This window comes from Candidatus Omnitrophota bacterium (assembly GCA_041648975.1).
Taxonomy (GTDB): Bacteria; Omnitrophota; Gorgyraeia; order 2-01-FULL-45-10; family 2-01-FULL-45-10; genus JAQUSE01.
The window spans coordinates 56,800-76,923 of record JBAZNZ010000003.1 but is presented as its reverse complement, the minus strand read 5'-3'; the positions used below and the strand labels follow the sequence as shown (position 1 = coordinate 76,923).

At 52.3% G+C, this 20,124-nt stretch carries 19 protein-coding genes; all 19 read right to left on the bottom strand.

Going from position 1 to position 20,124, the window contains the following annotated elements; all coding sequences use genetic code 11:
• From WC592_01475 to WC592_01385, 19 genes are read right to left on the bottom strand one after another with little or no spacing between them, the layout of a single operon-like run.
• Complete coding sequence (locus WC592_01475) at positions 1-906, bottom strand: phosphoglycerate dehydrogenase (protein ID MFA4981126.1); 906 nt, start codon at positions 904-906, stop codon at positions 1-3.
• Positions 903-1,961, bottom strand: a complete 1,059-nt coding sequence (locus WC592_01470; GenBank protein MFA4981125.1) for a hypothetical protein — start codon at positions 1,959-1,961, stop codon at positions 903-905. Before WC592_01470 ends, WC592_01475 begins: the two co-directional genes overlap by 4 nt.
• Position 1,962: 1 nt before the next feature.
• Positions 1,963-3,414 (bottom strand): MBOAT family O-acyltransferase, encoded by a 1,452-nt coding sequence (locus WC592_01465; GenBank protein ID MFA4981124.1) that lies wholly within the window; start codon positions 3,412-3,414, stop codon positions 1,963-1,965.
• 13 nt (positions 3,415-3,427) lie between these two features.
• Positions 3,428-3,679, bottom strand: a complete 252-nt coding sequence (locus tag WC592_01460; GenBank protein MFA4981123.1) for an acyl carrier protein — start codon at positions 3,677-3,679, stop codon at positions 3,428-3,430.
• Positions 3,680-3,687: 8 nt separating this feature from the next.
• Positions 3,688-5,571 carry an HAD-IIIC family phosphatase gene (locus tag WC592_01455; protein MFA4981122.1) on the bottom strand — a complete coding sequence of 628 codons (1,884 nt, stop codon included), beginning with the start codon at positions 5,569-5,571 and terminating at the stop codon, positions 3,688-3,690.
• Positions 5,568-7,205, bottom strand: a complete 1,638-nt coding sequence (locus WC592_01450) for a radical SAM protein (GenBank protein MFA4981121.1) — start codon at positions 7,203-7,205, stop codon at positions 5,568-5,570. Before WC592_01450 ends, WC592_01455 begins: the two co-directional genes overlap by 4 nt.
• On the bottom strand, positions 7,205-7,645 hold the full coding sequence (locus WC592_01445; GenBank protein MFA4981120.1) for a MaoC family dehydratase: 441 nt from the start codon (positions 7,643-7,645) through the stop codon (positions 7,205-7,207). The genes WC592_01450 and WC592_01445 overlap by 1 nt, the downstream gene beginning before the upstream one ends.
• A gap of 4 nt (positions 7,646-7,649) precedes the next feature.
• Positions 7,650-8,441 (bottom strand): 3-deoxy-manno-octulosonate cytidylyltransferase, encoded by a 792-nt coding sequence (locus WC592_01440; protein MFA4981119.1) that lies wholly within the window; start codon positions 8,439-8,441, stop codon positions 7,650-7,652.
• Between the two features lie 3 nt (positions 8,442-8,444).
• Positions 8,445-9,215 (bottom strand): aldolase/citrate lyase family protein, encoded by a 771-nt coding sequence (locus WC592_01435; protein MFA4981118.1) that lies wholly within the window; start codon positions 9,213-9,215, stop codon positions 8,445-8,447.
• A 12-nt stretch (positions 9,216-9,227) separates the two neighbouring features.
• Complete coding sequence (locus WC592_01430; protein ID MFA4981117.1) at positions 9,228-10,712, bottom strand: oligosaccharide flippase family protein; 1,485 nt, start codon at positions 10,710-10,712, stop codon at positions 9,228-9,230.
• A 3-nt stretch (positions 10,713-10,715) separates the two neighbouring features.
• Positions 10,716-11,765 carry a radical SAM/SPASM domain-containing protein gene (locus WC592_01425; protein MFA4981116.1) on the bottom strand — a complete coding sequence of 350 codons (1,050 nt, stop codon included), beginning with the start codon at positions 11,763-11,765 and terminating at the stop codon, positions 10,716-10,718.
• Positions 11,766-11,768: 3 nt separating this feature from the next.
• Positions 11,769-13,154, bottom strand: coding sequence for a radical SAM protein (locus WC592_01420; protein MFA4981115.1), 1,386 nt, complete (start codon positions 13,152-13,154; stop codon positions 11,769-11,771).
• Positions 13,151-14,482, bottom strand: a complete 1,332-nt coding sequence (locus tag WC592_01415) for a DegT/DnrJ/EryC1/StrS family aminotransferase (GenBank protein MFA4981114.1) — start codon at positions 14,480-14,482, stop codon at positions 13,151-13,153. Before WC592_01415 ends, WC592_01420 begins: the two co-directional genes overlap by 4 nt.
• A complete protein-coding gene (pseF, locus tag WC592_01410) occupies positions 14,479-15,198 on the bottom strand; it encodes a pseudaminic acid cytidylyltransferase (protein ID MFA4981113.1) in 720 nt (239 codons plus the stop codon). Before pseF ends, WC592_01415 begins: the two co-directional genes overlap by 4 nt.
• A 2-nt stretch (positions 15,199-15,200) precedes the next feature.
• Complete coding sequence (locus WC592_01405) at positions 15,201-16,316, bottom strand: hypothetical protein (GenBank protein MFA4981112.1); 1,116 nt, start codon at positions 16,314-16,316, stop codon at positions 15,201-15,203.
• On the bottom strand, positions 16,313-17,290 hold the full coding sequence (locus WC592_01400; protein MFA4981111.1) for a Gfo/Idh/MocA family oxidoreductase: 978 nt from the start codon (positions 17,288-17,290) through the stop codon (positions 16,313-16,315). Before WC592_01400 ends, WC592_01405 begins: the two co-directional genes overlap by 4 nt.
• 2 nt (positions 17,291-17,292) lie before the next feature.
• The gene (locus WC592_01395; GenBank protein MFA4981110.1) at positions 17,293-18,201 is read right to left on the bottom strand and encodes an aldo/keto reductase; all 909 of its coding nucleotides are present in this window, start codon (positions 18,199-18,201) and stop codon (positions 17,293-17,295) included.
• A complete protein-coding gene (locus WC592_01390; GenBank protein ID MFA4981109.1) occupies positions 18,192-19,265 on the bottom strand; it encodes a GNAT family N-acetyltransferase in 1,074 nt (357 codons plus the stop codon). Before WC592_01390 ends, WC592_01395 begins: the two co-directional genes overlap by 10 nt.
• Positions 19,262-20,113: an N-acetylneuraminate synthase family protein gene (locus WC592_01385; protein ID MFA4981108.1), complete on the bottom strand. Its 852-nt coding sequence runs from the start codon at positions 20,111-20,113 to the stop codon at positions 19,262-19,264. The genes WC592_01390 and WC592_01385 overlap by 4 nt, the downstream gene beginning before the upstream one ends.
• Positions 20,114-20,124: the final 11 nt, after the last annotated feature.

The following is a 20,124-nucleotide window of genomic DNA, read 5'->3' as shown; positions in this document are numbered from 1 at the left end:
TTACCTCGCTTTCAGTCCTTTTAATAAGTTTTGCACGGCTTCTCTCTCCATAAGTATCCGCGACTCCCTTGCGTACGAACCTATATGCGGAGTCAGTATTATATTGTCTAGCTCAGTAAGCCTGCCGTTATATGGTTCTTCTTCGAACACATCCAGCGCCGCGCCCGCAAGATGGGCATCCTTCAACGCGCCGTAGAGGGCATCTTCATTTACAACACCGCCCCTCGAGACATTGACAAGCCACGACCCCTTCTTCATCATGCGCAGCTCCTTGGCTCCTATCAGCTCATCTTTCGACGAGACGTGGATCGTCACTATATCGGCCCATCGGAGCAGCGCGCCTGCTCCCATCCGGCGGATACCGGAGGGCGCGGAATTGACACGCGGATCCGCGAACGCTATTTCGCATCCGAAAGGCTTCAGCAGCGCCGCGACGCTCCTGCCTATCCTGCCGAAACCGATGATCCCGACTCTCTTGCCGCACAGGAGACTGCCCATGGACTTGTCCCACTTGCCTTTCCTGATCGACGCGTCCATAGCAACCGTTTTTCTCAGAATGCCGAGCATAAGTCCGACCGTCAGCTCCGCCACCGCCGATGTTGCGGCATCGGGAGTGTTGAATACCTTAATGTTCGCGCTTCCCGCCGCGGACATGTCGATATTGCTCATCCCCGTGCCGCAGCGCGATATGACCTTCAGGCTGCGGGCGCCTTCCATCACTCTCCTCGTGAGCGGCTCGGTTCCCGCTATAAGGCCGTCAGCATCCTTTATGGCGGCGCCGATTTCCGCCTCGCTCATCGTCCTGCCATGCGGATTGAAGCTAACAACACATCCCTTCTTCTTCAGCATATTGACGGCAGACCTGTCAATTTTCCCGAATGACGATGTCGATACGAATATCTTCATAATATTGCCTCTTTCAGTTTTGCGCTCCACCCTTTCGTTCTTCCCCTCTTGGGATGGGCGGAATCGTAAAAATCTTCATCAGGCGCAATGCCCGACATGTCGATATAGCGGACATTGCCGGACCGCCGCGCCTTTTCCATGTAATACCCGACCTTCGCGCGGTAATCCCCGTAAAACGGCGAAGCGTTCCTGTGCCACGCGGGAAGCGGCATATCGACTATGACAAGTCGCGCACCGCGCCTATCAAGCAGCCGGCACAGCTCAAGCAGCTTTTCGAATTGCTCGTTCTGCAGGCGGCCTATACGCGGCCCCATGTAATCGCTCCAACGCCTGAGCGCAGCATCTTTATATGCCTGATCGACCACCGGATAGCCGGGCCTAAACACCGACAGGTCGATCTTCCTCTCCCTGAGCACATTATGCGCAAAAGTCTTAAGATCCTCGACGAACGAATAGAACTTGTACATGGGCGCATGCAGCAATAGATACGGCCGCAGTATCGTCACTATATAAGGTAAGAGCTCCGGCCTGACCGAAAGGCTGACTTCATCCCCGGACGTCCTGTAGAGACCGTAGCGCGTTTCCTCCGTTACCAGATCCGGCGGTTTTCGGCCCCAGCGCATATCGTCCGTCACGAATAAGCCGTACCATATCCCGAGGACGAAGACGGATCCCTTTATGGACGACTCCGGGAATACTGCGCACACCAGATCCGCCGTATCGCGCGCCTGCGTGATGTTCGATGAGCCCATGCCGAGATTGAATATCTCCCGGCCGGGCGCATATTCCTCGAGCTCCTCCGGCCGGAATCCCTCCCGCGCATTGGAAGAGCCCACTATGAATATCTTCTTATCCGCCGACTTCGCGAAATTGGGCATGCACATCGTAATGTATCTCGACGGCACCTGGTATATCGTACGATCCGCCTCCTGAGTATCTACCGGCTTCGGGATCACCGTCTGCGGAAAAAAAGCGTAAGAAAGCGCGATCGCGGACATATACCACACCGCGAAGAATACCGCCAGTATCAAAAATTGTCTTGCTACAGCTTTCATATCAGAATGCCTTATATATGAATTCTGGCACCGTCTGCAGTTTAGATACCACGAAGAGCAGCAGCACAAAGGCCTTGAACGAAAGACCTAACTGTTTCAAATAAAAATTTTCAGCGGCCCGCCAGATAAGTCTACGCATACCTGAAACTATAGTCGTGAGAGCCCGGTATGACACAATAATGGCCGCGGCCAGCAGTCCGCCTAAAATAAAGATAACCGCGGATCCCGCGATCCCAAGCCCGGAAAATAGGCTGATTAGCCTGTCAAAATCCAGCCAGAGGCACGTGAGCCCCATGCTGAAATAAGAGAATGTAAGCCCGGAACATATCGCTGCGTAAATGCCGTTATCGCACAGCTGTCCATACGCCTTTTTCCCGACGAGACGGCGCATCACTATGTCGTAAAGCTTATTGACGCTCGTGCCGAAAGCGAGAAAAAGTCCGAAGACGACGAACGAATACGACGTGCCGTGCCATATCCCCATTAAAAGGAATGTTACGAAGAACGCCGCGACGGCATAATATGGGATCAGCGCCGGGTTCTCCCGCTTGTATGTCATGAATTTCACAAGCGGATTAAACACGTAAAATTTGAACCAGTCCGAAAGGGTCATGTGCCATCTTGACCAAAGGTCGAGGAAGCTGCGCGACCTCGAAAGCGGCTTATTAAAATTTTCCGGCAGATCGAACCCGAAGAAACGGCCGATACTTATCACTACGTCCATGTATCCGGAAAAGTTGATATACAGGTAAAGCGTGTAAAAGAACGACGCGCCCACATATGTAATAAATGCGCTTTGCATGGTGAGCGCGTATCTTGTCTCTGCCACGCGGCTCAGGAACTCGCTATGTATCGCAAGCAGGAACGGCGACAGTATCGCTATCTTCAGAAGGCCGTTCAGCATCCTGGAGAACGACGAGAATGCCTGGTCTTGCGAAACGGCCTTCTCCCCGGCGGCTTCGGCCTGGGCGGCGAATTCCTCATAACGCTGGATAGGCCCCGCGATAAAGGTGAGAAAAGAGCATGTATAATTAAAAAATACCGTCGATGATATCCTTTCCTTTATCGCGCCGCCGTATATGTCCGCGGCAAGATGCAGGACCCTGAATAATATATAGGACAGTCCGACCATGAGATACGGCCACGGCAGGGCCGGAACGAACGATAAGAACGTGTATTTTTTCAAATATACGAATACGGCAAGTATAGCAGCCAGCGCGGCTACCATGTTCGCCCGCGTCGGAAAACGTTCAATCATCTTTATGGAAACAAACCCCGCGGCTAAAAACAGCCCCAGGGGCGCAAGCTGCCGCAGATCGGTCACAAACGTGGCTAGGAACGCCAGATTGATAAACGGCATGATAACACTCATGCGGCGCGCTTTCGGACAGACCGAAAATGCGGTAAGCGCAAGCATTACAAAGACGGCAAATTTAATAGATATGAAATCCATCCGTGCCTCGTTATTATTTTGTAGCGCGGCCTTCGAGGAGCGTCAGCATCGATCCGACATTCTCCAGCTTCCCGACCTCTGCGGCGTTAAGCTTCAGGCCGAACTCTTTCTCCACGGCGACTACGAGTACTATATGATTCAGCGAATCCCACTCGGCGATATCCTTCGCTGTCATAGTATCCGATATCTCGATCGTATCGTCGTCAAAGACTTCCCTGAAAATCCCGTTCAGGCGCTCCTTTATAGAATCCCTCTTGCCGGTCATAGCCCTCCTTACATCCTTACACTATCTGTTTCAACGGCCCTCTTTATGAATGTCTCCGGAAGCGTTGTCCCCCGGCCGATATCGAGCGACCATAGAAACGCCTCGGCTTCCTGACCTGCGGTACGGAAGCCGAGTCTTTCGTATAATCCGCTGACGAGCCTGTTCTTCTTCGTCGGTATATACTTACCCGTTATCCTCTTCACACCTGCCTCTTCTGCCAGGGTTATCATCTCCCGGCAGATAAATTCCTCGCAGCTTCTCGACAGGACGCGGCAGCTCATGACCCAGGTATCTATCACCGCCTCGCCGGGCGTCTTCTTCTCAAGTATTACCGCCGATATCAGGCCGTTGTCGCCGAAACGGTCCCTAAGCCTGAATGACCGGCAGATCCTCTTGGGGTCGTCCCGCATCGATCTCAGTTCCTGTTCGGTGTATCTGGTCGTAGTAAGATGGAACTGGTTCGACTTATTCACAAGCTGCGATATACGGGGGAGGTTGAAATCGTCGAATGTCCATACCGCCATCTCCATGCCAAGGCTCTTCAGATAATCGGCGAGATCGGTAAACTGCTTTTGAAACCCCAGGCGCGTGACATTACTTTTATAATATTCGGTCCGAGCCCTATCCTCGTCGGAGAATGAGACCGTCTCGAAATATGAGTGGCTTGTCAACGCGTGGACGTAACCGGCCGGGTCCGGCGGCAGTTCCGGGACGCTCACCATCGGAAGAGTGCTTCTCACGAGCTCCCGCTCGGCCGGATTGTCGTCGACGAAGACTATTGCGTCGAGCCCTATGTTCAGCTCTGACGCTATCTGCCTTATATTGGACGGCTTATCATCCCAGTTCGCTTTAAATACGACCATGTCCTCCAGCTTAAGGTGCATGTCCGGGTGTTTGAGGAACGGCTCTTTGGCGGTCTCCTCGTCGTTCTTGCTGCATACGGCAAGTATGACCCCGCGTCTCTTCAGGAGCGCGAGATACCGCTGGAAATCCGCGAATGCTTCGCCGTCGGGACCGCTGCCGAGCGCGATGCCCTCGATACCGTCATCGCCTATTACTCCGCCCCAGATGGTATTGTCGAGGTCGAGGACGAGGCATTTTTTTGCCCGCCCTTTTATCGAGCCTATCACCTTAGACAGGTCGTGTGCGACCAGCCCTGTCGCATCCAGGCTGAAAGCGTGTTTGGAATGGTACCAATACTCGGCGTCATGCCATTTGCGTTTACCGTACGCCGACGATACGAAATCGAGATCGAATATGGTCACGCCGGGCACGGCCGCGCTGGCGAGCTCAAGGTTGAACAGCCTCAGGACATTGATCTTCGTCCATGGTGCCGCGCCTTCGAAGTTTCCGAAAGTGCGGTGGTACGGCAGGTCCGCGTTATTCTGTATTATATGGCATTTCGAATTCCTGTTAAGCGCGTCCCAGAGGGACGCTACATCGCGGACCGCCGACGAAACCGCGCTTTTAATTTCCTCGCGGGAGCTGCCCGGCGGCACATCGAACGCGACATCCCTGTAATTCGTAAATATCACGGCTATGTCCGGTCCGAAGTCGTAGAGGGGGCTGTTCTTGTCCATTATCGTTTGCCTGACAGTATCATACTCCGATTCGTATATGTCGGCGTCGAATCCTTCTTTCGCCAGCCAGTACCTTAATATATCGTTGAAATGGCTGACGGTGCTGGTCGCAAGCACCGCTACACGGATCTTTTTAAGATCGAGGCCTTCCGTCCTGATCGATCTGAAAAGGGCGGCATACCTCGATTGCAGGACAAAATCGTCGTCGTGGCTGGTTATGAGATCGAGGCGCGAAAATGCGCTCTTATATTCGGAGCGTTTGATGTCCTCTTTGACCTTCCTCAAGGCTTCTTTTTTATCCTGACCGTTCATTTGCGCACCGCCTCTTTCGATAATATTTCGCCTAGCTCTTTAAAGAGCCTGTCGTTATCATCCGTCATACCGTCTATCTGCCGGGCCGCGATGCCGTTTATACGGCGCTGTGCCGCCGCTGTCCGGCTTATATCGTATCCCTGGTCATAAAGGTAAGCTATATACCACAGGCTCGTATCCGCATCGACATATACGCTGTTTTTGATTGACCTGAACATATCTATCTTCGCAGCTTGCGCCTTTTTGTAATCCATCGTATCGTGCCGCCACTTGTTCCCAATGCCCGACAGGCCGAACCGGCCGCGATCCTCGTATACGGCCGTATGCTTCATGTAATAAAACTCCTTCAGGGTGTAAAAATCGACCCCGCTCGACTCTATGAACTCTACATCTTCCTTAAGGGTCTCTTCCGTCTCGCCCGGAAAACCTATTATAAACGCGGCCACGGTAGTTACGCCGTATTTCTTCAGAAACCTTATGCCCTCGAGACATTGAGAGTGCGTGGCCTTCTTGTTCATATTCTTCAGCACAGCGTCATCGGCCGATTCTATACCGAGATAGACGCCCCTGCATCCGGACCTGACCATCAGCCTTGCCGTTTCCTCATCTATAAGGTTGGCCCGCAGGAAGGCGAACCATTCAAAATTATATTTGCCGAGACTGCGGCATATGTCCTTAAAACGGGCAGGAGACGCGTTAAATGTATCGTCGACGAATATTATCTTATCGACGCCCGGAATCTTCAGAAGCCCATTTACCTGTTTTTCGACAGCATCGATGTCCATCTGGCAGAATTTTTTCGCCGTCTTCGGATATGAGCAGAACGCGCAGGAGAACGGGCAGCCGTACGAAGTCCTCGTCTGGACGGTATGGTTCACGAACTTCATATCCAGCTTATCCCATAACTCGGGATCATCCTCCAGGACAGGGTCGTTCCATTTCGTCCCCGTCGTCCCGAATGCGCAGGACTTGAGATCGCCGCCGCCGAGATAGGCGAGGTTGTTAACGCTGCCCGGCAGCGCGCCTTTTCTTGAGGCCAGGACAAGGTCCCTCAGATCGGCCTCGGAATTGAACGCATGGAGTATGTAATTTATGCCGTATTTGCGCATAGGCTTTTCCATGTCCCTGAGTTCCCCGTTTATGGACTGCTCGTTCACGAATGCGCCGCCCAGCGCTATGACAGCGTCCGGATATTCCTTCCTTATCTCTCCTGCGATACGCTTAGCCTCCATATAAGAAAGATGGAACGTAGTCGAAATGCCGACGATCGGAGGGCGTTTCGCGGATCCGTACGCGTCGCGGAATATATCCCATTCCGCGTCGAAATTATTTATAACCTTAGCCGCAATGCCGTATTGCGCGAGGTAGTTCGCAAGATGGAGGCTGTTCATGCCGGGCAGGTTCCACATGTTAAGAAGCTTACGGCGCTCAGCGTATCCTGCCTCGTTAAAGAATTTTCCTTCCGTAAAATAATTTATCAGGTCGAGATGCGAACGGAAGGCTCCCTTAAAATACACCATGCGCGGATAGACGAGATCCCTGTAAAGTTCGATCCTGTCGGCGGGCAGCTTTGAATACCCTCCGTAATCGATCGTCTCCGACTGCGCTATAAAAATGAACTCTATATCCTTCATTATTTTCCTGTCGTCTTCGTAAAACCTACCTGCGCTTTCCCTTTTGCCACAGTTACGCGGTCTGCCGCATTTTCTATCACTATATCAAGGACCACTGCGCCTGCGGCGGTTGAAACCTGGCTGACGGACGCGGTGATACGCAATGTGTCTCCGGCGTAACATGGCGTGGAAAATTTCAGGCTCATGGTCTGTAGGAGGCAGTTCTCGCCGGGAAAGTCCACGCCTATAATCTTCGACACAAATCCCGCGAGGAGCACGCCGTGCGCGACCCTGCCTTTGAACCCTCTAGCCCGGGCAAACTCATCGCTCATATGCAGAGGACTGATATCGCCCGTTATAGCGGCAAAGACGTCGATGTCCGCGGCCGTCACGGTCTTTTCGAACGAATAGCTCTTGCCTTCCTTAAAGTCCTCTATTTTCAGCGCGGAGACCTTTTCCATACGGCTACCCCCTCCCTGCCTTTGCGGCCCGGAAATACCCGGCCAGGAGCTTATCGCCCTTCATGGCCTCTTCGACGGTCCTTAGATCCTCCGGCGTATCGACGCTGTACGTCACATATTTCGTCGGGACCATCTTTACCTTATATCCGTTTTCGAGGACCCTCAGCATGTCGACCGACTCGACGATCTCGAGCGGCGTCTGCTTAAGCCCGTTGAACTTCAAAAGAAAATCCCTCCTGAAAGGTATTATACATACCTGTTTGCGCATCGGCACGGCCTTCGCGCCTTTCTTCCATGACGGTATCGGCTCGCGCGAAAAGTATAACGCAAAGCCGTCATTATCGACAACGACCTTCACCTCGTTCGGGTCCTCCTGCTCCTGCCTGGTCATGATATCGGCCATGGAGTTCGACACGAGTATCGAGCTGTCTTCGACAAGCGGCCTCACGGCCTCGTCTATCATTTCCGGCGCAATCATCGGCTCGTCGCCCTGTATCATCACGACTATGTCCAGCTTCTTTCCGGTATCCGCCTCGATCTTAAGCATAGCCTCCGCCGCGCGATCGGACGCCCTCTCATGAGTATCCTTTGTCATGATGTACGGCGCGCCTATCGATTTCGCGTAATCACTCACCTCGCTATCGCATGTGGCTATATATATACCGTTAAGGAGCTTGGACATGCGGCTGCGGAAATAGACATGGCCTATCATCTCCATGCCGAGTATCCTGGCAAGGGGCTTTCCGGGGTATCTTGTCGACGCCATCCTGGCGGGTATTATAGCTGCGATATTCATCTCTTATCTCCTCATCTTCCTGCGCGCGGCGGTTGTTTCATCCATGCATGACCGGCCCAAAAAGAGCGTATCGAGGCTGAACCCTAAGAACCTATAGCCTTCTTCGGATTTTTTAGCAAGCAGCCGGCTGTCCGGCGGGATGACGTGAAACCCGGCGCATTTATTCATCCGTTTCGATACAGAAATCACCTCTTTAAGCGCCGCCTTGACGTCGGGATGTTCGAATTCCCCAGGTCTTCCCAGCGAAGCCGACAGGTCATACGGTCCCACAATAAAAGCATCCACCCCCGGGGTCGCGAGTATGCCTTCTAGGCTTTCGACCGCGTCTATATGCTCTACCTGGACGACAACTACGCTTTTTTTATTGACCCAGTTTTTATACTTCCCGAATTCAAGGCCGTACCCCTGCGCCCGCGCAAGGCCGACGCCCCTCTTCCCGACAGGCGGATATTTGACGGCGCTGACCGCCCTCTCGGCATCTTCCGGCGAATTCACCATAGGCACGATCACGCCGTGCGCACCGGCATCCATGACCCTCTTTATTAGATTAGGGTCGTTCTTGCCGACGCGCACTAGAGGCACGACGCCTGACAGCCCGATGATCCGTATAAGGTCCTGGGCAATTTCGATGGTTATAGCCGAATGTTCCATATCGACTGTGAGCCAGTCGAACCCGCACCGGGCCATGATCTCCGGTATGGCCGGGGACGCAAGCGTGATCCAGGATCCTATAGTAAGCTTATTGGCTTTTAACCTGGCTTTCAGGTCTATCATGATCGGTCCTTTCTATATCTCTACATATTTTTCAGTAGAGGTTCTTAATCTTAATATGTTCATAACGATCCTGATGTTGCCTTTTGTAATTATCCGGGCCCTTACTCCGGCATAAGCGTAAGCGGCCAACGACGCTATCTTCAACCCATACTTAAGCAGGATCGGGGCGTCAATCAGCCTCATATATATCAGCAGGAATGTGCTGATAAAAACATTCGAATATATAAGCAGCAGGAAAAATTTCTCATACTCTATTTTGTAGAATTTTTGCGCTATGAAGACCGATATGGCATTACTCAAAGCGATGGTAACGAATGTAGCGAACGCGGCGCCGGACGCCCCCCACTTCGGTATAAGGAACAGGTTCAGCGATATGTTGACTGCCAGCCCCGCAAGGCTTATGGGGAACGACAGATAGGCTTTTTTAGGATATGCCAGCTGCGGCCCGACGATCTTGCCGAATGTCTGCATTGATATAGCGCCCAGGAGGATCATGAAAACATTTATAGCCCCATAATAGCTGCTCGGGGCCAGGATATAGATTATCTCCTCCCCGAACAATATAGTGCCGAGGATGACGGACAGCGATATGTATGTAAATACCGTGAAATTCCTTCCGACCGATCTCGCCCCTTCGGCGCCGCGGTCGAACATGTCTTTCATGAATATCGGCTCGAACGTCGATTGGACCGCGGTCATGAACGTGAAGAGCCTCGTAGATATGTTCTGCGCTATACTGAATATGCCTGTGCTCGACAGCGAGACGATCCTCTGCAGCATGTATTTATCAAAGAACTGGTATATGGAGCCGCTGAACATATTAGGCAAAAGCGGTATCCCGTATTTCAGGTTATCGATAAGCATCTTAGCCCTGAAATGAAAAGGAAAATCTATCATGAACCGCGCGGAAACTACCAGGAACGCGATAAGAAACGATCCGAACGTCGCGTATATGAGCCCCATATAACCCATTCTGAATTTTATGATCAATACCAGAGTAAGTATCGTGCCTATAAGCGTTTGGATTGTCTTTAAATAAGAGAAATCTTTGGCCTTTTCCATATTCCGGTAGAACATCAGATAAAAATTTACCAGCACGGAAAGGCAGGCGCTTATGTACGAAATGAATAAAGCCTGCGCATATTCCGCAGAACCTATAATAAGCCTCGAAATAGCGTTACTGGCAAAATAGACGATCGGAATGGAGACGACGCCGACCAGTAAAATATACGCCAGGCTCGTATTTATCAATCCCGCCACTTCTTTCGCGTTCTTCCTGTATTCAAAATAGTACCGGTACGCCGCCGTATCGACATTGCATACCAGGATATTCGCTATGATCAGCGTCGTGCTCATAGCAAGAGCCGATATGCCGAAATCCTGCGGCGACAGGAAACGCGTTATTATAGGAAGCGTGATAAAAGGCAGCGCGTTGCCTATGAAAGAAGGTATAAGGTAGAACAATATATTTTTTATCTTATGTTCCGCTGTGGCCATTATCTATTCACCAAAGATAGTCTTCCTGCATATCCGGCATTCCTTGGGCACATTATCCGGAACGCTGTCATTTACCGCAAGCCTGAATTTTTTCATCTTTGCGGAATTCCATATATCATAGATACTCTCTGAATTAATATTTCCCAGGATTATGGTCGATCCGTACCACCGGCAGCAGGGATGCACGGACCCGTCGCTGTAAATAGTCAGGCGCTGGTAAGGCTGGCTGCAGACGCCCGGTTCTTTCAGCTCCTTGTTCTCCATCTGGAACTTTTTCCGGAGCGTCTCATAGCCCGAATACCCGTAGGCCGGCGTCACGAACGCCTGGAAGCAAAGGAAATCGACCTTTGTTTTCCAGTACTCGGCAAACTCTTCCGCTTCGGCCTCGTTCAGCTTATTCTTTACGAAAGAGACCCTGGTTATCGGCAGGACCTGCCCTTTCTCTTTCTTCAGTTTCAGGAAATATTCTATATTCTTCATGACCTTACCGAAATCGCCGCCCTTGCGCACTATCCTGTATGTCTCTTGCCGTATGGCGTCCAGGGAGAAATATATCTTGGTTATTCCGGAATCCAGCAGCTCTGCGGAGATCTTCTCCGTAAGCAATGTAGCGTTGGTAAGCATAATTACATCTACTATGCCCAGTTCCCTGGCGCGTTTTATGTATCTGGCGACATCTCGCGTCAGCAGGGGTTCATTATTGCCGCCTATCGTAATGGACGAAAGCCCATGCGATATACCCTCTTTGAGTATCTCCTCGAACTTCTCGAACGTGATGCTGAGCGACTTATTCCTGATGTGATAAGGGTGGTTTTCGCCCAATTCCGAGGACCCTATCTGGAGTATGCAATAGGGGCATTTCAAGTTACACCCGTACCGGAATTCGAAATCGAGATGCGTCGGATATTTGCCGGTCACCTGCAACCGGCCGGCGCGCTCCCAGCGCTTGCGGTATTCCATATACTCTTTACCCACTACACCGGCGATCATCTCGTCCGGGTCCCTGGTATACCGTAGCTGCTTCCATTCCTTTTCCGCGGCCTTATTCTTCATATTCTAATGCCTCGTCCCCCTGAAACTCGCGTCCTTCTCATAATAGACCTTCCGGAAAGTTTCAATGGTCTCATCTCTTACATGGTCGTAGTGGTCGTGAAGTATTTCCTTATTAGCCTCGAACATCAGGTCTATGAACTCTTTGTCCGGTATGCTGGTGAAGTTCACCGTCGGAAGCTCAAGATTCGTATGCTTCCTGTAAAAATCCTCCGGCCCCTTAAGAAGCCCCTTATCTATGGCATAATAATAAAGAGGCGAGCCCGGATACGGCGTTACCGGCCTGATCGCCCTGACCTGGCCGTAATCATTGTATTTCTTCAGCAGTTCTATCGACTTACGAAGGCTTTTTTTCGTATCCCCGATATTGCCGAATATTATATTAAATACGATGTTGATGCCGGCCTTCTGTGTCGCCGTTATGCCGCGGATTATATCATCCTCGGTCTGCTGCTTATCCATGGCAGCGAGAGCAGCGTTATCGAACTGTTCTATGCCGTAGTCTATATATGCGCAACCCGAGCGTTTCATCATGCCGAGTATCTCCTCATCGGCGATGTTGAGGCGCCCCGTGCAGAAATATTTTATATTAAGGTCCGCCTTCAGAAATGCCTCCGTAAGGTCATAGATACGTTTCTTGCTTAACATGAACAGCTCATCTACAAAATGTATAAACGTCGCGTTGTAGTCCTTCTTGTATTTTTTTATCTCCTCTACTATGTTGCCGGGAGACCTGAGGCGGATCCCGGGCTCAAGCCGCTGGCAGAAATTGCAATTATACGTACATCCCCTGCTTGGCGTAAGATATATCATGCGGTCTGTAGCGCTCTGGCCCGCCAGTTTGGCGGCAAGATAATATTCCATAGGCAGGAGTTCGTAAAGAGGGAACGGCAGACTATCCAGGTCTTTTATGGCCGCTTCCCGTTCGTTCACGACCACCTTATCGCCGTCCCGGTAGGATATCCCTTTTACCTTGCTAAGAGGAGTCTTGTTCTCAAGCGCCTTCACAAGATTCAGGAACGGCAGCTCTCCGTCGCCCGAAACAGTGGCATCCGCGCCCATGTATTTAATGTAAAACTCCGGCACGGGGCTCGGCCCATGACCGCCCAACACTATAAAGGGTCTGTGTTTCGACTTGTGGATGGCGTCGCATATCATCTTGATCTTTTTCAGCTGGAAATAGCCGGCGCAAAAACCGATGCCCACCACATCGAAACGGTTGTCATCAAGATACTTCGTAAGATGCTCTTCCGGATAATGATAAACATCCTGGCTGTAGTAGGCTATATCGCCGTATCCGTTCTCCTTGGCATAGGCCGCCACGTAGCACGGCCCGACCGGCATACTGTTTTTCGGCCCTTCATTGTCATACATCACGAATAGCAACTTCATCTAACTGTCTCCTTTCCTGCTGCTTTCTGCATTAGCTCTTCTCTGTTCTCGTATACCTTCTCGAATGCCTTGACCACATCGTTAAGGTCCTCTCTCGTCATCGGGGGGCTTATCATCTCGTGGATAAACAGCTCTTTCTCGAAGAGGCGCTCGACGGTGGGGCATATTCCCTTGTCATAACTTACGCTGCCTTCATACCACGGTTTTGTGAACGGGCAACCCTTGGACCCGTAAGCGATCTTCTTCTGGAATATCGGCTGTAAATACAGCGGCCTGCAGTAACCGGACGTTATCTTTACGCCTTCGCCTTCGCGCAGCGCCAACGGCGCGAGCTCCGCCCTGACCGCGTCTATGAAGACGTTCCGGGGCACGCCGGTGACCTCTTCTTTATATTTCAGGGGATGGACATAGTAGGAATGCGTGCATCCCTTCCTCAGCTTCGTCGGGACGATACCGGGGACCTGCCCGAGCTTTTCGTTCAGATAGGCGCAGTTGTCCTGGCGATCGGATAAGAGTTTCTTCAGCTTCCTGAGCTGACACCTCGCTACGGCCGCCTCCATCTCCGTCATCCTGAAATTATACCCGATGATGTTCACTATATCTTTCGTTCCTTTTTTCTCGACGACGGCCTCCCCGTGGTTGCGTATCAGCTGGACCTTCTCCGCCAGCTTGTCGTCATTGGTCAGGATGACGCCGCCTTCGCCCGAATGGATATGCTTATGATAATTCAGCGAATGGACTCCCATGTGTCCGAGCGTCCCCGTATACTTGCCGTTATTCAGGGCGCCGGGCGCCTGGGCGGTATCCTCTATGACTATCAGGCCGTGCTTCTTCGCGATGGCGTTTATCCTCTGGGCGTCATACGGCATGCCGAAAAGGTCCACGACCAGTATGGCGCGCGTCCTCGGCGTGATGCGTTTTTCGATAGAATCGGCGTCGAGGCAATAGTAATCCTCCTCAACATCGGCAAAAACGGGGACGGCGTTGTAGAACAGGGGCGCCGCGGCGGATATGCACATGCTGTACGGAGTCACTATTATCTCCTCCCCCGGTTCCACGCCTGTGGCCCCTACGGCGCATATCAGCCCGGAGGTGCAGGAATTTACCGAGATAGCGTGCTTGGCGCCGAAATACTCGGCCCATTCCTTTTCGAGTGTCCTCACTTCGGGCCCGCCGTAAAAGTCGGCGTGCCAGCACCCCAGGAACTGGGACAGCACTCCGGAATCGAGCACCCTCATGACCTCGGCTTTCTCCTCCGCGCCTATATAGTTGTATCCTGGGAACAGTTTCTTTCTTACCGGGCTTCCGCCGTTAATAGCCAACTTCATCTTCTTACTCCCTCCTCTTTTTTATTATCTTTTCTCTGGATGGATTCATACAGCATCTCGGCCGTCTCCCAGTCCTCCGGGGTATCTATGTCCTGCACAAGATACCTGGGCAGGATTATCGGAAGGGCGTCTTTCGTAAAAAATCTCTTATTCTTGAGGAAGCGGTCGGCCTCCAGCCAGTAGAACTGCCCCGCGTCATGATATGCCTCCTCGAGGTCGTTGGACCTGGTGAATTCATACTGCGGCCAGAACATCTCGAGGGTCCCTTTGTCGGTTATCCTCATCCCCCGCAATATGGGGAACGGAAAGCTGGTGACCGTGAATACCGAATCGGTCTTGGTCTTCCTTATCTTCTCAAGGCCTTCCTTTAGATATTTTTTCTGTATGAACGGGGCTGTGCAGAATATACAGCATACATATTCAACGTCGCAGCCGTCCGCCTTAAGCCACTTGATCGCATGTTCTACGACGTCCGCTATGTGTGTATGATCGTCCGACAGTTCGGCGGGGCGCATGAACGGGACCTCCGCCCCGGCGCTCCTGGCTATTGCCGCTATCTCTTCCGAATCGGTAGAGACTATGACCCTATCGAAGAGTCCGCTGTCCACGGTCTCTTTCAGGGAATACGTTATGATCGGTTTGCCTATGAAAAGTTTGATATTCTTTTTTGGTACCCGCTTGCTCCCGCCTCTGGCGGGTATTATCGCCACATTCATGCTCAAGCCCCCTTCTTTTTAATAAGCTTCATGGAATCCTTTATGGTGCGTATGATCCTGTCCGAGGCCTTCAGGTGAAATTCAAGCTCCGGGTCGATCTTGTGCGCCCCCGGCGCTTTCCTGACATCGGCTATCCAGCCGTCTACATACTCTTTCCACGATCCCGGATCGTCGAGAAAGCGGCACCCTTTCTTCTTCTTCATAAAGGCTAACTGCGGCAGTCTCAGGCCGGGCTGAAGACTTATGGAAGGCTTGCCCACCAGGTACGCCTCATAAAGAAGTATGGATGCCATGCCCGCTACGCCGTCCGCAAGGAATACCGATTCCCTGCCGCTTGTATTTTTCAATATACCGCCCGTCAGGCCGCCCCGGTACGCCTCCCAGGACCTGCTCAATTCCTCCTGGTCTTCGCGCGGATGGGGCGCTATACCTATCTGGATCCGGCCGGAATACGGCTGCAAACAGGCGCACAACTGCCGCAACACGGTCTTCTCCGTGTAACCCCTGAAATTCGTCGATGACGGTCCCGCCCCCTGGTCCTTCTCCGCGGGTTCCGAGATAAAGACTATAAGCTGTTTATCCTTCATTATCCCGCAGGAACGCAGTTTGTCCGCATAGTCCTCTCTGCGCATCGACCTGTAGGACTCCGCGATGGACGCCAGTGCGGGCTGGCCTGTGACCTTCAGTATCGAAGGCGGCAGGCCGTCGGCTACGGCCTCTTCAAAGGCAAGCTCGTCCATCATCGCATATACGTCCGGAAGGAATGTCTCCAGGCCGTCGACCTCCATGCGTTTGCGGTAGGTCATCCAGTTATCCAATATGCATATCACAGGCAAACCTGCGTTCCGCGCGGCCCGGGCAACGCCGAGAGGCACAGCGTCCTTGACGCTCGTAGTGAAGATCACAAGTGTGACGCCCTCTTTTTCAATAAGCCCCTTCACGGAATCCCTGTCGCTCCAATCCGGCAGGACCGCGCGCGGCCATTCGGCAGGCGCTTCTTTACCGAGAAAACCGTTATCCGATATGACGAACGGCGTCTTCTCGTCAAAGAGCTTCTTCAGGACCGGCATTACGGCCCTGGCCCCGCCTACATCTCCCGAAACCGCAAGTATCTTCATCCCGCCGCCTTTATCCTTTTATTGACCTCTTCCATCACAAGCTGCGAGCGTCTGGCGGTGCGAAGGCTGCTCACAGGCTCCCTTCTCTTTTCATGAGCGTTAATAATATCACCAAGCGCAGCAGTCATGCTTCCCTTGAAACCGCCTGGCCCTATAAGGTTCTTCGCCGCGTCACGCAGCCTGTAGAACCCGGGGAAAAGCTCATGTTCTTCCTTCATCTCCCAGACGGTCTTCATGCCGCCGTGTATTATGGAAGCGCGCCCCCGTTCGCAGGTGACCGATACGTCGATGCAATGATACGGCAGGTCCATGCCGGATACGGAACACGGGATCCCGCCGGCCAGTTTCATCATAAACGACGGATTGGCAGACCCGGAAGCCGGAGAGACAGGCCCGATCACGGCATCTACTTTGTCTCCCGTAAGGAAAAACGCCATATCAAGGATATGGGAACCGTTGGTCGCCAGCCCTCTCGAATACGTCAAGTTCACGGAGACGATCCTGCCCAGGGCTCGGCGCGCCAAAAGCTCTTTAAGCCGGGCGTAAGACCGGCAATAGCGCCTCTGGTAATTGACCAGTAACCTGGACGAACCGGCTGCCCTTACCTTATATATAAGGCCGTCAATATCTTCGACCGTCAATGTAGGCGGCTTCTCCAGCCATATCATCGGCACCCTCTTGCGGAGGCTGTACTCCACGTGCTCGTAATGAAGAGCAGACGGGGAGCATATGCTTACTATATGGGGCTCCGTCTTCCCGATCATCTCCTCTATGCCCGCGAATGCCGGCGCCCCGTATCTTTTTTCGAAATCTCTGCGGTCCTGCTTGTCGGGCGAGCAGCCGCCGACAAGGACAGTCCGGGGATTTTTCATATACGCGCCCGCATGAGTAAGCGGGTCCGCCGACCTTACCCTCGCGTCGAATTTCCACGCTATATTCCCCAGCCCTACTATTGCCGTTTTATATCGCTTCATAGTCATACCGCGTTAGGCCATCTCCTGGGATCGTATACATACTGCGGCACATCCGAGAATATCTTCTCTATTTGTCCCGCAAGGTCCCGCGCGATGGGTTTTGTCTTTAACAACGCTATCAGATCGCTCAACTGTTTCCTGCTTTTGACTCCCAACACAAGGCTCGTTATGCCCTCGATGCTTCCCGTATATGAAAATGCCAGTTCCGCCACACTCATGCCCGATTTTTCGGACAATCCCCTCAGCTTACCTATATAGGTCCGGGCTTCCGGGACCTTGCCGGCCAATGCTTCGTCATCCATGAAAAAAAGCCCCTGCAGAAACACCGACCTTGCGAAGAAAGACTTTTTACGCCGGACTATCTCTTTCAACGATCCCGAACTCGTTATCCTGCGGTCGAACAAGTTTACCGGCCCCTGAAATATCTCGAACTCATCATATCCCAGCGAGATCTTCAGCTCATCGGCGCCGTAAACCGAAATGCCTATCTTGGCTACCTTACGGGCCGCTTTCAACTGCGCCATCGCGTCGACAAGAGAGCGCTTATGCCTGGCTAACGCTCCGTAATTATGGAGCATGAGGCCGTATATGCTTTTGCGGCCGAGCTTCTCCAGGCTGTCGTCCAACTTCATCTCGACCTCGCGAACGAGCTCAGCGGCGCTTGCGCCCTCTATCTTTATCTTCGTTATTATATCAGGTGACCATCCCGCGTTCTTTTTCAGATACCGGCCGATCATCTCTTCGCTGTTTCCGTATGCCTTAGCGGTATCGATCGTGTCTATACCCGCTTCGCGGGCGGCTCGCAGTATGTCCTCCGGCGAGTCCACGAGAGGCCTGCCGGAAATGCCGTAAGGCAGCCCTAATTGCGCCGCGCCCAGGGTAAACCTCGATATCTTCTCCATCAGATCCATTTGTGGTACCAGAGCTCCGTGGCCTTGGTAAGGAACCCGACGTTCTGGTATAGGCGCTGGGCCGCATAATTACGCCCCTGCGTGACGACGGATACTCTCGATACCCCCCTGTCGATCAGCATATCGAAGATGCTGTATAGCAGCACCTTGCCCAGCCCCTTGCCCTGATATTCGTTGGAGAGCCCCAACAACCCTATGGTGACGCTCGATCCTATATTATATTTCAACGAGCAGAAAGCCACGGGAACGCCATTCGTATAAAGGCAGAAACATTCATCGTCGTATTTTCCCAGGACGGCTTTCTCTATCCAGTTCTGGTAGAATTCGTTTATCTTACTCCTGTTGAAATTGGTATCGAAAAAGTACCTGCTGTCCTTATACAGGTCCTCGCTGATATGCTTGAGCGTCCTCACATCCTTCTTATCAGCCTTTCCGAACCGTATCGCTTTCGGCATTTGCGGACCATGCTTTTCCCTGAGGACCTTTTCGAATGAGAGCCGAATGTCGGCGAAATGGAAACCGTTCTTTTCGGCAATCTTGACGCTCCGGCTGTCGTGGCAGTTGCAGAGATACTCGACCAGTCTTATATTCTCGCGCTTTATGAACTTCTCTATTCGGTGCATTATGTTTTCCGTAAGATAGCGCGAGCTGAGCAGGGCCACGGGGAAACCGAAGAACCCCGAGTCCCACTCTAGCTTCTTGATCAGGTTCGCTATGCTGTCGAATTCCAGGTCCTTATTGTTGCGTATGGAATAATCGGGGCCCGTAAAATACCTGTTGCTGTCCTGGCTCTTGAAATCTATGACTATGTCGGCCAGATTTAAATGCTTATCCAGCCTGTCCAGCGTGATCGTCACTATGTTGAGGCCCTTCAGTATGAAATACCAGTTCTTGGGCAGCCCGTTCGATATGATCACCTCTGTGGAGTGGTCGATGAGCTTGTCCACGGAAATACCGCGAAATTTCGACTTCGGAGAGCCCTTGCCGTACGTCTTATAAGCGCACTCCAGTTCCTTAGAATAATCATTCTTCCTCCCATCCTGAAAAACGTAAAGTTTATTCATCGCGCCCCCGCTTTTCTCCGGAATATCTCGCAGCCTTTTTCGGCGGGCCTCACCCCCAGCTCGCCCCTTCCAAGCGCCTTATCGAGCTTTCTCATCTCTTCCACCATCCCGGCCATCTGTTTCTCAGTAATAGACACGGCCGCATCCACGCAGTCCATCCGTTCATCGATCTTATAATGCTTCTCGACGACCTGCGCTCCGGCCGAGGCCGCATACAACGGTATCACGATATCGTTCGTATGGTCGGACTGGCCTATCAGACAATCGAATTTTTCCTTCAGGACATATATCGCGGCCAGGTTCGCGTCTTCCGGCCTGGACGGATACGCGGAGATACAATGTAACAGCGCGACCTTTGAGGTCCCGCCTTTCAGGATATTGTAAGCGTCCTGTATCTCGCCCATATTGGCCATGCCTACGGACATCATGACAGTCTTGCCCGTGGCGGCGACCCTGGAAAGAAGCGCATGGTTCGTCACATCGAACGACGATACCTTGTATATGCGGCAGCCGATGCTCTCCAGAAAATCCACGCTCTCGGCGTCAAAAGGCGTCGAGAAAAATTCTATGTCGAGCGAACTCGAATAATCCTTAAGCTCCCTGAAGGCCTCGAACGGAAGCTCGCACCTTTTCAGTATATCGAATATCGGAGAGCCTTTATGCGTCCTTCTTTCTGTCACATAAGTCTGGAATTTCACCGCGTCCGCGCCGGCCCTGCGCGCTGACCCTATGAGGTTCCTGGCGGAGTCGATGTCACCCATGTGGTTTATACCTATCTCCGCTATAACGTAGATGCCGTTATTTGTGCCGAGCCCGTAATCTTTAAGGTCTTTTCTTGAGTAACCCATATCGCACCCGC